Source organism: Oceanobacillus jeddahensis (assembly GCF_000750635.1).
GTDB classification, from domain to species: domain Bacteria; phylum Bacillota; class Bacilli; order Bacillales; family Amphibacillaceae; genus Oceanobacillus; species Oceanobacillus jeddahense.
The window spans coordinates 122,598-136,394 of the sequence record NZ_CCDM010000006.1; the positions used below are offsets into that span (position 1 = coordinate 122,598).

The 13,797-nt window shown below is 35.7% G+C and carries 16 protein-coding genes and 2 pseudogenes; 7 read left to right on the forward strand and 11 right to left on the reverse strand.

Annotated features, from left to right (window positions below; translation table 11 throughout):
• Positions 1-13: 13 nt before the first annotated feature.
• The 10 genes and pseudogenes from BN986_RS21445 to BN986_RS25885 form a co-directional block, all read right to left on the reverse strand.
• Complete coding sequence (locus tag BN986_RS21445) at positions 14-328, reverse strand: YdcP family protein (protein ID WP_040984052.1); 315 nt, start codon at positions 326-328, stop codon at positions 14-16.
• 99 nt (positions 329-427) lie between these two features.
• Complete coding sequence (locus BN986_RS21450; protein ID WP_187378603.1) at positions 428-976, reverse strand: MT-A70 family methyltransferase; 549 nt, start codon at positions 974-976, stop codon at positions 428-430.
• Between the two features lie 19 nt (positions 977-995).
• Positions 996-1,199: a hypothetical protein gene (locus tag BN986_RS21455; protein ID WP_040984054.1), complete on the reverse strand. Its 204-nt coding sequence runs from the start codon at positions 1,197-1,199 to the stop codon at positions 996-998.
• An 83-nt stretch (positions 1,200-1,282) separates the two neighbouring features.
• On the reverse strand, positions 1,283-1,522 hold the full coding sequence (locus BN986_RS27760; protein ID WP_244445064.1) for a DNA cytosine methyltransferase: 240 nt from the start codon (positions 1,520-1,522) through the stop codon (positions 1,283-1,285).
• A 24-nt stretch (positions 1,523-1,546) separates the two neighbouring features.
• Positions 1,547-2,173 (reverse strand): DNA cytosine methyltransferase, encoded by a 627-nt coding sequence (locus tag BN986_RS21460; RefSeq protein ID WP_262362491.1) that lies wholly within the window; start codon positions 2,171-2,173, stop codon positions 1,547-1,549.
• Positions 2,076-2,363, reverse strand: a complete 288-nt coding sequence (locus BN986_RS27960) for a DNA cytosine methyltransferase (protein ID WP_262362492.1) — start codon at positions 2,361-2,363, stop codon at positions 2,076-2,078. The genes BN986_RS21460 and BN986_RS27960 overlap by 98 nt, the downstream gene beginning before the upstream one ends.
• Before the next feature lie 585 nt (positions 2,364-2,948).
• A complete protein-coding gene (locus BN986_RS21465) occupies positions 2,949-3,347 on the reverse strand; it encodes a hypothetical protein (protein WP_040984056.1) in 399 nt (132 codons plus the stop codon).
• A 182-nt stretch (positions 3,348-3,529) separates the two neighbouring features.
• Positions 3,530-3,913 (reverse strand): DUF4183 domain-containing protein, encoded by a 384-nt coding sequence (locus tag BN986_RS21470; RefSeq protein ID WP_040984058.1) that lies wholly within the window; start codon positions 3,911-3,913, stop codon positions 3,530-3,532.
• Between the two features lie 145 nt (positions 3,914-4,058).
• Positions 4,059-4,517, reverse strand: a complete 459-nt coding sequence (locus tag BN986_RS26785; RefSeq protein ID WP_052401031.1) for a DUF4183 domain-containing protein — start codon at positions 4,515-4,517, stop codon at positions 4,059-4,061.
• 132 nt (positions 4,518-4,649) lie between these two features.
• A pseudogene (locus BN986_RS25885) lies at positions 4,650-4,917 on the reverse strand (ATP-binding protein); the annotation flags it as partial.
• Positions 4,918-5,569: 652 nt separating this feature from the next.
• Between BN986_RS25885 and BN986_RS21485 the strand changes: the two are divergent.
• Genes BN986_RS21485 through BN986_RS26795 form a run of 4 tightly spaced genes read left to right on the forward strand, consistent with a single transcriptional unit; the run spans position 5,570 to position 9,106 of the window.
• Positions 5,570-5,938, forward strand: coding sequence for an ArsR/SmtB family transcription factor (locus BN986_RS21485; protein WP_040984060.1), 369 nt, complete (start codon positions 5,570-5,572; stop codon positions 5,936-5,938).
• Positions 5,931-8,054, forward strand: coding sequence for a heavy metal translocating P-type ATPase (locus BN986_RS21490; protein WP_040984062.1), 2,124 nt, complete (start codon positions 5,931-5,933; stop codon positions 8,052-8,054). The genes BN986_RS21485 and BN986_RS21490 overlap by 8 nt, the downstream gene beginning before the upstream one ends.
• Positions 8,055-8,062: 8 nt before the next feature.
• Positions 8,063-8,668, forward strand: coding sequence for a flavin-containing monooxygenase (locus tag BN986_RS26790; RefSeq protein WP_052401035.1), 606 nt, complete (start codon positions 8,063-8,065; stop codon positions 8,666-8,668).
• 57 nt (positions 8,669-8,725) lie between these two features.
• A complete protein-coding gene (locus tag BN986_RS26795) occupies positions 8,726-9,106 on the forward strand; it encodes an NAD(P)/FAD-dependent oxidoreductase (RefSeq protein ID WP_148417188.1) in 381 nt (126 codons plus the stop codon).
• A 389-nt stretch (positions 9,107-9,495) separates the two neighbouring features.
• On the opposite strand, the gene BN986_RS21500 is transcribed toward BN986_RS26795, so the two are convergent.
• The gene (locus tag BN986_RS21500) at positions 9,496-10,428 is read right to left on the reverse strand and encodes a helix-turn-helix transcriptional regulator (RefSeq protein ID WP_040984064.1); all 933 of its coding nucleotides are present in this window, start codon (positions 10,426-10,428) and stop codon (positions 9,496-9,498) included.
• Between the two features lie 123 nt (positions 10,429-10,551).
• Here BN986_RS21500 and BN986_RS21505 point away from each other — a divergent pair, with 123 nt between their 5' ends.
• The 3 genes and pseudogenes from BN986_RS21505 (at position 10,552) to BN986_RS21515 (ending at position 13,675) form a co-directional block, all read left to right on the forward strand.
• Positions 10,552-11,190, forward strand: a complete 639-nt coding sequence (locus BN986_RS21505; RefSeq protein WP_040984067.1) for a type 1 glutamine amidotransferase family protein — start codon at positions 10,552-10,554, stop codon at positions 11,188-11,190.
• A gap of 792 nt (positions 11,191-11,982) precedes the next feature.
• Positions 11,983-12,639, forward strand: coding sequence for a hypothetical protein (locus BN986_RS21510; RefSeq protein WP_040984069.1), 657 nt, complete (start codon positions 11,983-11,985; stop codon positions 12,637-12,639).
• Between the two features lie 70 nt (positions 12,640-12,709).
• Positions 12,710-13,675: pseudogene (locus BN986_RS21515) on the forward strand (TraB/GumN family protein).
• The last annotated feature ends 122 nt before the right edge of the window (positions 13,676-13,797 follow it).

The window sequence follows — 13,797 nt, forward strand, 5'->3', positions numbered from 1 at the left end:
ATTTATTTCCTCCTTATGCTTTAACCATGTCATCTGCATGTAAAATATAATTTGTAAAGCCGCGATCTCCGATTTTATAACCTTCTGCGGTAATACGTGCGTTGACTAATTTTATTTTTTCTTCAGCTTCAAAGAATTTTTCTCCAGCTTCTGACGGCAAAATCACTTCAACATCATCTGCCCGCTGAATATCTGAATAAAGATTATAACGACGGGAGAGTGTTGTCATGCGTCCGTTGATTCGACGTTGTTCCACATTACCTTCCCCAGCAAATTCTAAATTTCCAAACGTTTTCTCCATGTTTGGAATCACATATTTTAATTCCATGTTATACCTCTTTTCTTGTTTTTATTTTTACTTACATTTATATAGAAGAAACACGGTCAGAAGGGAGGGGAACGGGAATAAAAAGCATACATAGATACATCACTCTTTCTGTATATTTTCTAAAGAAAGGCTATTTTCCACTTCATTTCCCCAAACGTCCCATCCAGCAGTACGTTGTCTAGCAAATAATTCAATACGTGGTAAATCGCCCATTAATTCTACAATTTTATCTCTAGCTATACCTGGCTTTTTACTGTGTCCTTCCAGTGGACTAACAATCAATTGATGAACTTTTTTCGATACTCTTTTGGGATGACCTTTAACACCTAATAAACAGATTTCCGCATTCGAGCGTGTCCAGTGTCCCAAACCGAAAAAGAAGCCATTCCCTGACTTATTTTGTTTCACCCACACAAATGCAACGGTTTTGAAAGTAAATCCCCATGCTGCCATGACTTTTAAGGCTTCCCTTAACATCGGGAAGGTCGCCCATAAAAATAAAACACTATCTTTGTGAGAGATAGTGCCGATAGGTAAATTACATATATCATTAATATTCATTGTTCGATAATGATTCTCTGCGACGCCTTGTCCTTTACTCTGGCGATACTGCCAAGGCGGATCAGCATAAATAATAGGATAATACATTTTTTTCACTCCCAACTGTTTATGTGTCTTGAAAACGATAATCTACACGTCCATAAATCACACACCAAAATACAACCATTGTTTCTCCTTGTTTATCACGCACCAGTTTTCCATGAAGAAAAAGCGGATAATCGTCAATCTCAACCTCATTCCATACAAAATGATCCGCAATCCACTCCAATACCTTCTCTTCATATATCTCTTGTTCATTCAAAGATATCATGCTCTTTTCTCCTTTCTAAGCATTTTCGTCCATTAAAAAAGCATGTCAGATGGGAATATCCAACAGGCTAAACAATTGATCTTCTATAAACTTTCTGCAACACCAGCCATGATATATTCCGCACATGGTACAGCAATCGAATTCCCAAGTGCTTTATACCTGGCATGATCACTAATTGCTTTATCCTCATTTCCATATGCTGTCCAACCTTCAGGTAGTCCCATCAAACGTTCACATTCCAATGGCGTAAGCTGACGGATAAATCCTTCTTTTTCTTTTCCTTCATACCAAAATGAAAAATAATTTACTGTCCCTGCGAGCAACGTTGGAAAAGGATCATCTATCCGTCAGAAACTTCCGAGGAATCTTGTACGGTCTTTTTCTTTGGCTGCACTTCGCATACTTCTTTCTCGAAAGGGATGGACGATGGGTATTTTCCTCCCTGTTTCTTTAAAAGATATTCGATTGGCGCTGGAGGAGGACATACTGCTTTCTCCGCAAGACGTAGGAAACGACTGCAAATCACGGGATTTAAATAATATTTCTTTGGAACGTTTTCCTCTAAAATCTGCCACGAGAAAGATACGTTTTCTTCTTTGAGGGAGAGTGGGCCTTCCCCAATATTGGGCGTCCAACAATCTCCAGCATATGTCAACGTTGTTCCCTCGGACCATTCCGGCTTTCGACCAGACTCGAGAAACAGGCATTGGAATTTCGGTATTTGCGAAGGACTCGAGTACGGCTTTAAAATTCATCCGGTTGTTTGATGAAAAAGCTCCCAAGACGTTTTCCCAAACAGCGACAGCTGGATATACGCCATTCGTTGCACACCTCATTTCTTCAATGATTCGTAAAGCTTGATAAAATAAATTAGATTTACTTCCTGTAAGACCTTCTCGTTTTCCGATATTGGATAAGTTTTGACAGGGCGAACCAAACGTAATTGATATGAACAGGTGGTATTTTTCCACCATCTATTTTTGTAATATCTCCAAGATGAAGCATAGTTGGAAAGTGACGTTTCGTAATGGAAACAGGTGCTTTCTCTACTTCACTTGCCCATACTGGTTTAATTCCATAAAGAGAAGCAGCGAGAGGGAAGACACCAATACCATCAAAGAGACTACCAATTTTTAAAAGTGTGTTATTATTATTTCTAAACATATCAACTATCAAATATTTCACCTCTAATATCTTGATCTAAAAAACATCATATATCGGCGAACATTATTCAAATGACATTCAACGCAATTATTGAAATGAAAAAGTGTAGGAAACCCTAAGTTATTATCACTATTGATATTTAAACTTTTCCATAAAAAAAGACGCTTCAATCTGAAACGTCTTTTATTGGAGATATCAAATTTTCATAGTGATAACTTTATAAAATGAATTGCATTTATTGCATTGAAATTGCATTTTTTAATTTATTTTTGCTAGATTATAGTTATTTATATTTCTTGAAAAGCCTTTAAAATCAACGATTTTTCTTAATATCCCGAACCCTAAAAGTAGAGTGGGAATAGTTGTAGCTGAGCCGAAACTCCTTTGATGACCAGGGTTTCGGCTCTTTACTTTATTTTCATTGACACGAATATATTTGTAATTTAGGTATATGATACAAGCGCATCATCATGTATATGCTATTTTGTGTGGGGAGAATATGTTAAATATTGTGGTTTGGACAATCATTATTTATATTCGAACAAGTACATTTATTGATACTTTCCCATTCGGTGAAGGTCTATCTTAATTATTAAAACTACCCAAAATCATAAAATCCACAACAATCCCACTCATTGGATTTTCCGAACCCAATACACTTATGCCTAAAACGGTTACACCACTAATATTTGTAACATTGGCCGAAACATATTTTCCAGTAATGTTCTTCTCACGCATTTGCACTCTTGGCCTTGCATTTATCGTAGAATTTGTTGAATATACGCTGGACACCGCATAATCAATCGTATCTAATAATGGGTTTCCATCTGCTAATCCACTGTCTGTGAAATAAAGTGTAGCTATCCCATTTGCATTTGACGTAGCCTGTCCATAAACTATTCGTTTTGCTTTTTGTGGGTTTTGCTCTCCTGCCTTATATATTTGAATAGCTGTCGGACCCAATGTAAAGAATTCAATACTCATAACTAATCCCCCCTTATTCTTTAAAAGAAATTAAAAGCATGACAGTATAATGTTATTCAAACTTCCAAAAAAGTGAGGTCATTTAAATAGACTTTTTCTTATATGAGGCGTTTATGGTGACAATAGATAAATTTCTTTGTGCCCTGCCAGTATCTGGTGGGCACAAAGGCAGTACTTTTATTCTAGGTGTCAAATGTCCCTGAGGATGTTGCTGCGAAATTAACAACTTGCAAGATAACGGTTTGGTTTGCTGGAATGGACCCTCCGCCAGCAGGAACAGCAATGTCTAATGACCCAGTCCCTGTAGCACCTGGTGTATATGTTGATATGCCTTGCATTTGCTCAACACCGTTAATTTCCACAGTGAAATAACTATTATCTTCTGCAAGTTCTGGAAGTGTCGTTACCTCTTCACCATCATCCCCCAGAAAACTTGCAGCATCAATAGATAATGTACTTCCTGCTGCCGTATCTGCTGTTGTGATGTAAAAGAATTTCGCGGAATCAGGGTTAACATCTGTGTCAATTGTGCCACTAATAGCGATTTTCATTAACTGAAGTGCCATGTTCATTTTCACCTCCATTTTCTATCAAACATATTTTATTCTATGAAGAGGAGTTGAAAATGCTTGGTCAGACTAATTAGTTCGTATTGGAAGTTAACAAAATGTCCCATTAAAAAAGGCATATTTACCAAATAAGAAGGTGATATTATCCTTTAACCATAACAAACAGAAGCGTAATTGGGGCATCCTTTGGAGGGAGGTCACTGGATTCTAAGTGAAGAATACCTTCCTCGACAGTGTAAATGGATGGGGGCTGCAACACGCCATTGACAAATAAATGAAGCGTTGAAACAGTATCCGGATCAAGTATATCACTGCTTCCATATTGCTTTAATGCATCGTTGTTCGTATAAACCTTTTTCCCTTCTTTGGCAAGGGTAAGGTATTGTACAGTCTCCACTCCTATGGGGGCTGGAGTGTATTCAGGGGATATATTGACTGTAATGGATGGATTAAATATAGGATTAAATGTATTTGTATTGGATGTGTTATTTTCATTTCCCTCATGAATCCTTTTACGCTCTTTATTGCAATGATGGCAGTGGCAATTTGGACAAGAATCCCTGCCGCGTAGCTTTCTACTATGATAATAGCTTTCATTCAACGGTATTTCACCCCCTCCTACGTGAAATTTTGATGTGTTGTTTTATATCTTATTTAAAAAGAAGGTGATTTGATTGTGCAACTGGCTGTGTTTGCCAAGTAAAAAATATATGTCACTTGCTGTCCCGAATTATTACATATAACGGAAACTTTCACGGTTAAAAAAGGAGTAAATGTGAATGATGAATAAGCCGGTCAATCACTGCTTCTGTTAATATTGGATCTCCTAAAACATGATTCCATTGCCCAAATTGAAGGTTAGTAGTAATCACCAAGCTTTTATTTTCATAACACATAGAGATTACCTGAAACAATAACTCTGCACCTTCTTTAAGGAGAGGAATGTCTAATATAAGTAAATCCAGCCTATCAAGCTGTTTAATCAGCCTAGAGAGCTTGCCAGAATAACTATAAAACATTATGCGCATTTATGAAGTAGAAATGATGAGCCACTTGCTGAAAAAATGCCAGCGAATATTCAGTTTAATCTTTCTAAGGAAACTTATATGGATTTCAATGGAAATCAATACATTAAGATGGAATTGGTTCTCTGCCGAAACCTTGCCATAGAGAAAAATTTAGCTGAAAGTAGTGATAGCAAGGGTTCTAGGCAACCCACCGACAATTGAGTGAGAATAGTTCACTAGTGTGATTTGAAGTGAAAACGTTAATTTGGCAGCATTTTAGGGAGACATAAAATGGGTAAAATGATTAAAAATCAATAGATTCCCCGCCAAAATCCCGCCAAAGGAATAGGAAGGGAAGTAGAGCTACTGTATAAAAGCAGTGGATCTTTTTTTGTTGATAGAGTCGATGAAATGGACGAATAGACAGCTTTATAAGTTTTAATACGTGAAAAATTAGAGTTAGTATTAAAATAACTTAACGACCTTAGGTAGAGAATGTTCTCTGCCAGAAGATCGTTTTTTCTTTTAAAAACCAAAATTCCATTAAAGTATTTCACCTCTTTATTCAAATATATACTTGAATAAAATTCGTGAATAAGATACTATATAATCAAATGAGTATTTGAATGAAGATGGAGTGATTGCTTTGGTTAAAAAAGACATGTGTGAAGTGTATTGTTATGACGAGGAAAAAGTCAATCGTATACAAGAAGAATTACAAAAAGAAGACTTATCTTATGTTTCCCAATTGTTCAAAGTACTTGCAGATGAAAATAGAACAAAAATTTCTTATGCCTTATGTATAGATGAAGAACTATGTGTATGTGACATTGCAAATATCATAGGCTCTTCTGTGGCAACTGCCTCCCACCACTTACGGACACTTCATAAACAAAAAATTGTGAAGTACAGAAAAGAAGGAAAACTTGCTTTTTATTCATTGGATGATGAACATATTAAACAATTAATTTCAATTACGTTAGTCCATCAAAAAGAGGTAAAAGCAAATGTCTGAATCACTGACCAAAGAAGAAATGAAAGCATATCGTGTTCAAGGATTTAGTTGTGCAGGTTGTGCAAAAACTTTTGAAAATAACGTCAAGAAATTACAAGGTGTGGAAGACGCTGAAGTTAATTTTGGAGCGTCAAAAGTTTATGTAAAAGGGCAAATAACCATTGAGGAGCTTGAGAAAGCAGGATCATTTGAAAATTTAAAGGTTCGAGATGAAAAAGAACAAAAGGTAGATCATGAACCTTTTTGGAAACAAAAAGAAAATATAAAGGTTTATATTTCAGCCATACTTCTTTTGGTTAGCTGGTTTTTAGGAAAACAATTAGGAGAAGAACATTTTTTACCAACAATCGGATATGCATTGTCTATTTTAATTGGCGGTTACACGCTTTTTATTAAAGGGCTTAGAAATCTGAGTAGATTACAATTTGATATGAATACGCTTATGACCATTGCGATTATTGGCGCAGCTATTATTGGCGAATGGATGGAAGGTGCAACGGTTGTTATCCTGTTCGCTATTAGTGAAGCATTAGAACGCTATTCCATGGATAAAGCCCGTCAATCGATTGAGTCGTTAATGGATATCGCACCAAAAGAAGCATTAATCCGTCGGGGAAATCAAGAAATGAGTATCCATGTAGAGGACATTGAAATTGGCGATATAATGATTGTAAAGCCTGGTCAGAAATTAGCGATGGATGGTACTGTTTTCAAAGGAATATCCACCTTAAATCAAGCTGCCATTACAGGTGAAAGTGTTCCTGTTACAAAAACAGTAGATGATGAAGTATTTGCTGGAACATTAAATGAAGAAGGTTTGCTTGAAGTTAGTGTAACCAAACGAGTAGAAGATACTACACTTTCAAAAATCATTCATCTTGTAGAAGAAGCACAAGCAGAACGAGCACCTTCTCAAGCATTTGTCGATAAATTTGCTAAATATTATACGCCAGCTATTGTCATTTTAGCTATGCTGATTGCCATTATTCCTCCTTTATTTATTGGTGGTGAATGGAATACATGGGTTTATCAAGGTCTGGCTGCACTCGTAGTTGGTTGTCCTTGTGCTCTTGTCGTTTCTACTCCAGTGGCTGTAGTTACTGCCATAGGGAATGCTGCAAAAAATGGTGTATTGATTAAAGGCGGTGTCTATTTAGAAGAGACTGGAAACCTTAAAGTCATTGCTTTTGATAAAACAGGAACACTGACAAGAGGGATTCCTACTGTCACAGATGTTGTGACGTATAGCCGAAGTGAAGACGAATTAATCACTATTACAGCAGCAATTGAAAAAGGATCACAACACTCTCTCGCCTCTTCTATTATAAGAAAGGCGGAAGAAAAAGGTTTACATTACAATGATATAGCTATGGAAGAATTTCAATCCATTACAGGAAAGGGCGTTAAAGCTAAGATAAATCATGAAACATATTATGTAGGAAGCCCGAGTCTTTTTGAAGAACTGCATAATCAAATAGAGAGTGAACAAAAAGAAAAGATTACCGCTTTACAAACAGCTGGAAAAACAGTCATGGTGTTAGGAACAGAAACAGAGATTCTTGCATTCATTGCTGCCGCAGATGAAATAAGAGAATCATCCAAAGAAGTTATCAGCCAATTAAATCATCTTGGAGTCGAAACAGTTATGTTGACAGGTGATAATCAACGAACTGCACATGCGATTGGACAACAAGTTGGGGGTGTAGATGTCGAAGCTGATTTATTGCCAGAAGATAAGTTGACCTTCATTAAAGAACTTCGAGCAAAACATCAACAGGTAGCAATGGTTGGTGATGGGGTGAATGACGCTCCAGCACTGGCAGCTTCTACGGTCGGAGTAGCTATGGGTGGGGCAGGAACTGATACAGCACTAGAAACAGCAGATATTGCTCTTATGTCAGATGAATTGAATAAGTTACCATATACCGTTCAATTAAGCCGAAAAGCATTGATGATTATCAAGCAGAATATTACCTTCTCTTTAGGAATTAAAGCTGTTGCTTTACTATTAGTTGTTCCTGGTTGGTTAACCTTATGGATAGCGATATTTGCAGATATGGGAGCGACCTTGCTTGTGACATTAAACAGTTTACGATTATTGAGAATTAAGAAATGAGTTATTCCATGACATATGACGTTATCATAATTGGCGGTGGGCAAGCTGGTTTAGCTATGGGGTTTTTACTAAAACAGAAAAACATTCCTTTTGTTATTCTTGATGAGAATGAGCAAACTGGCATGTCTTGGCGAAAACGTTATGATTCATTACGTTTATTTACCCCTAGAAGTTACAGTCAATTGCATGGGTTTCATCTGAAGGGCGATCCCAAAGGATTTCCAGATAAGAATGAAATTGCAAATTATTTAGCTGCATTTAAAATACAGAATGAATTACCCGTTCATCGTGAGAAAGTCATCAAACTAACTCAGAATGAGAGGAAACAGTTTTTAGTCACCACTCCAAATAAAATGTATACAGTTAAACAATTAGTTATTGCTACTGGAGCTTTTCACAATCCTTGTGTTCCAAAGGTTCATGATGGGAAAGCAGGTTTTGAAATTCATGCTTCTAAATATCAGTATCCATCTCAAATACCTAATGGGAATGTTTTAATCGTGGGTGCAGGTAATACAGGTGTTCAAATTGCGGCGGAATTGAGTAAGACACACCAAGTTACACTATCACAAAGCAAACCAATGAAACTTGTTCCTCAAAATATTGCTGGGTGAAGTCTTTTTTGGTGGTTAGAAACATTCCGAATTGGTCGAGCAAAGCCATATTCCTTTGTGGGAAAAATGTTAAGGGAACGAGAGCCTTTAATAGGAAATGATTACAAAACAGTTCAAAATAATGTAGAAATCGTCGATAGGTTAAAAGAAATTAAAGATGGTAATGCCTACTTTAATAGCGATATATTTAAGCAAGTTCAAAATGTGATATGGGCGACTGGTTATCGTAATGATTATTCATGGATACAAATTGATGGAATTTTAAATAGTCATGGAAAACCATTACATCATTTTGGTGTTACGAATGTAGTGGGATTGTATTTCATAGGGGTAAGTTGGCAAAGTAAAAGAAGTTCAGCTCTTATTTATGGCGTTAGTGATGACGCAAATTATATAGCTGAGAAAATGCAGGGGCATGAAATAGAATCAGAAAACTAAAGAGATATGGTTATGCGGCTATATGGAATGGTTATAAGCATATATAAACATTAATCAAAACAAGTTCTATCAGAGCATTAAAAATCTAAAGACAATTATTTATAATAATATTTTAAACGTCATTTAAGTGGTATTTTACCGACAGATGGCGTTTTTATTTTGTGATTTTTTAAAGAAATGAAAAGGATTCCTCACCAAACCCTACCAAGAAGAAATTTTGGTAGGGAATTTTGTTTTTTCATAGAATTATGGCAGGGAATATTTTCGGTAGAAAAGACAAATAGTATGTATGTATCATGTATAGTTTTAAATGTCACTATTTTACCTTGATAAATGGAAACAGATTTAACTAACTAGAACAATATAAGGATAAAATTGAAATGCTTGATTTAATTTTCATATAAATTAGCTAGATCATGTATTTTCCGTTTTAATACTGTTCGGATATGTAAAGGCTCTAAACATTCACATTTATCACCAAAACTTAAAAGGATATTGTAATAATAGTCATTTTCTACAAAAGGGAAAGTAACAATGTAGTACTCATCACCGTCTGGTGAAAAATCTTCATATTTACAATAATCAAGTACTCTATCCATGACAGATTTATGAATACGAAGTTTGATATTTGTTTGTATCGTTGCCAAAATATCCGTAAAATCCAATAGCGGTTTTTGATAATCTCGTGGCGTGAAGAAGATCTCTTCTAATTTTAGGTTTGATATACGAGCTAATTTGAACAGACGAAAATCATTTCTTTTATAGCAGTAGCCTTGAAAATACCAATGATTACCCTTCAATACAATTTGACAGGCTTCCGCTTCCCGTTCCGTTTTAATTCCATGACGGTCGGCATATTCAAACGAAAGCAGCTTGTTTTCCTGCAGAGCTATTTTTATGATCTCTAAATAGGATTGTACGTTCCTATAACCAATCCACTGACTTAAATCAATATGTATTTGATCCGTTTTTAATTTAATTTCGTCAACTCTATCCACTGGGATAAAACTTTTTACTTTTGCAAGGGCGTTTATCAGTTCGTTACTTTGTATCATATTGGAGAGACTAGAAAGTCCTGTCAAAATAGTAGAAATATCATCAGTAGAAAAAACCGTACTATCCATTTTGTAGTTTTTCATAATTTCAAAGCCACCTCCTACTCCCGAGGTTGAGCGAATTGGGATACCTGCCATGTTAATGGCATCGATATCACGGTAGATTGTGCGAATTGAAACTTCAAACATATTTGCTAACTCCTGTGCGCCTATCCGTTGTTTATCGAGTAGTATCATAATAATGCTAACAAGCCTGCTAACCTTCATCTGTTAACCGCCTTTCAGAAAAAATATTTCTTCATTCTAGATTGTTGCCATATTGTTGTCAACAATAGATAAGTATAATAATAATCAAACAATCAATCTATTACAATTAAATGGAGGAAAATGATGAAAACAATCTATATTTATGTACTCGATACTTTAGCTGACTGGGAACTAGGATATGTTACTGCGGAGTTGAATTCTAAGAGATTTTTCAAAGAAGATGCGAATCAAGTATTGATTAAAACAGTCAGTTACTCTAAACAATCCATCCGTACAATGGGTGGAATGACAATAGTTCCTGATTACTTCATTGATGACATTATTGTAAGTGAAACAAACATGCTGCTATTACCAGGTGCAGATACATGGAATAATCCAAAGCATGAAGCTATTCTCGTAAAAGCAAGCGAGCTGCTCTCTGCAGGTGCTACAGTAGGAGCAATCTGTGGAGCTACCGCGGCACTTGCTAATTTGGGGATACTGGATAATCGTCCACATACTAGCAATGGTCCAGGATTCCTTGAAATGGTTTGTTCTGATTATAAAGGGAAAGATTTTTATATAGATCAACCATCTATTGCATCTAATAACCTTATTACTGCTGGTTCCATGGAAGCTTTGCTATGGACGAAACAAATTATTGAGTGCTTAGATGTTTTTAAGTCAAACACATTAGAATCTTGGTATAACTATTTTTATACTGGCGATTCTAAATATTTCTTTGAACTTATGCAAACTCTGCCAGCTAATAATAAAAATTAAACTGTTTTCTTAAGTCATACTTAACATGAACTTTTTCATTTAACTATTTAGTTAACAGATAGAGACAAATTACTAGGTTACTTTGAAAAATCCCTGTGAACAGTCGAGAATGTAATCATACTTGTATGCATAGGGATTTTTTGAATATCTTAACTCATGGGATGGAAAGAAATTGAGTTTTTATTTTACTCAGACAAAATCTCAAAAGTAAATCCACCAGGTGCTTTCACATAAAAGGAATATCCATGGGATTCAATGGGAGGGTCTATTTCATAACCATCCTCTTTTAGCAGTTTTATTTATTTGATTCACCTTCTCCTGGCAGTTCCATCATCATTCTACATACAATCATATAATAAGTTAAAAATAAGATGAAATACTATAGGACGAAAAACACGTATTCTCTCAAAATTGAGAATAAAAAGCTGTTGACCATTCCGTTGCCACAAACCAAAATTTAGGCCTCTCTAGAAAAATTCATCTTTAAATAGATACCATTCACGCTCATTTTGGCACCTTTCATTTTAATTTTACTGTATCTTAAGCTTAATCCGACTATGATAAGAGTAGTTGATCAAAGGAGTGTCTCCATTTAAAAATGCAAAAAGTAGTTTGATGCGAATAACTCCATTGAACGTGTCAGTTTTAATGTTGGGCAAGGAGAGTTTTTTAGGCTGCTTGATTTAAGTGGGTCTGGCACGCAACTATTGGATTATTTAGTTGAAAAGAGATTGTAAGTTCTATATAAAGTATAAACTATCAAGTATTTAATAGAGAGAGGAGATAAACCCGTTGTATCGATTTAAACGTAATAGGCGCCAACAAAAAGTGAAGAAGGGAGATGGACACTTTCTAAAAACATACCGAATCTGGAACATCTTTACTCAATCATTATTTCATATCTATATTACTAACGAAAAAAATGAAACCATTTATTATGCTTTAAAATCTAGATATTTTGCAGAGGATTCTAGTGTTGATTTATATCACAATAACAAGCATATTGCCTATTCCACACTTCCAGCCGCTATCCCCGTAGAAAATGGCATTATAGAGGTGAAAAGCGGAGGAAGCGGGATCAATAGTATTAAATATATTACGGATAAAAAAGAAACTTTCTCCGTGTACCCAGACAAACGTTCTGTAAGGGGGTTACGCATGGGGCTCCATAAAAGCTTTCCAAAAATCAGTTCTCTTATCGCAGGGATAGCCATTGTCATCTTATTAACGTCACTTGCTCTAAGTTTACCTCAACTAATTGAGTCAATTGCTCAAATTCCATGGGTTTCTGAAAATATAGGCACATTCGAATCCCCAATCAACCTATCCGTTTGGGAGAATTTTGCGATTGGTATTGCAGTGGCATTAGCTGCAATAGAGCGGGCTCTCATGCTCCGCAGCCATTGGTTGATTGATATGGAGACAAGCGGTTGGGAAGGTGGCGATTAATTCGTTCGCTTAGGGTCCATGGACTTCAAACAGTTTGAAAAAAATAAAGCTGGAAAGGAATGATTGAGATATGTCTACATTTAAATCACTATTTTATTCTCTATTACTTATAGTGGTGCTTATCGGTTGTTCAGGTATCGATCATAATTCAATAGAGAATGAAGAACCCAGTGAGCAAACTAATAAAGGAGAGGAAGCAAATGAAACAGCACTTGATTATGACGGAGATGGAGGGTTTTTATGGAAAGTTGTTAATAGAGAGACGACAGTTTATCTCCTTGGAAGTACCCATTTGGGCCATAAGGATTTTTATCCGCTTGCCACAGAAATTGAAGAAGCATTTGAGAGCTCTGATGTAATACTTCCAGAAATAAATATGTTAGAAGTTGATGTCAATGAAGAAGTAATTGAGGAAATGGCTTTGTTTGACGATAATACGACTCTAGATGAAGTATTATCAGAATCGTCGTATGCAGTGCTCTCAGACATATTTGAAGAGCAAGGAATATCTCTCGAGACTTTTAATCAATATCAACCGTGGTTTGTAGAGAATTTATTTTCAGATATTATTACTGAGGAAAGTGATTTAGCACCAGAGCATGGAGTTGATTTGTATTTTCTTCAACGTGCTGCAGAAGACGATAAAGAAATCATTGGATAAGAAACGGTTGAGAAGCAATATGAAGTGCTAAGTGGCTTTAGTATGGATACACAAGTTCAAAATCTAGAAGATTATATAAAGACATATGAGGAGCAAGTTGATTGGTTAAATGAATTAGGATATAACTGGGTGCATGGCAATAGCAATTCACTTGTTAACCAACTGTCAGATAATTTTGATACTGCAAACGAAGAGTATCGACAAGAGATGAACGACACTCGCAATATTAATATGACAAACAAACTTGATGAAATTTTACAAAAAGACAGTGGACAAACCTATTTTGGTATAGTCGGATCTATGCACGTTGTGATTGAACCAAGTATTCCAAGAGAACTTGAGGAAAAAGGATACGATGTTGAACGGGTTTATTAATACTATGAAATAAGACTTGATATACTAATGAGGCGTTTTTTTAATATTTCAAGGAAACTCCTTAGTTGTGTTACTAACTGGGGGTTAGCGACACAGGCTAAATAAAAAAATCGATTCCTTTA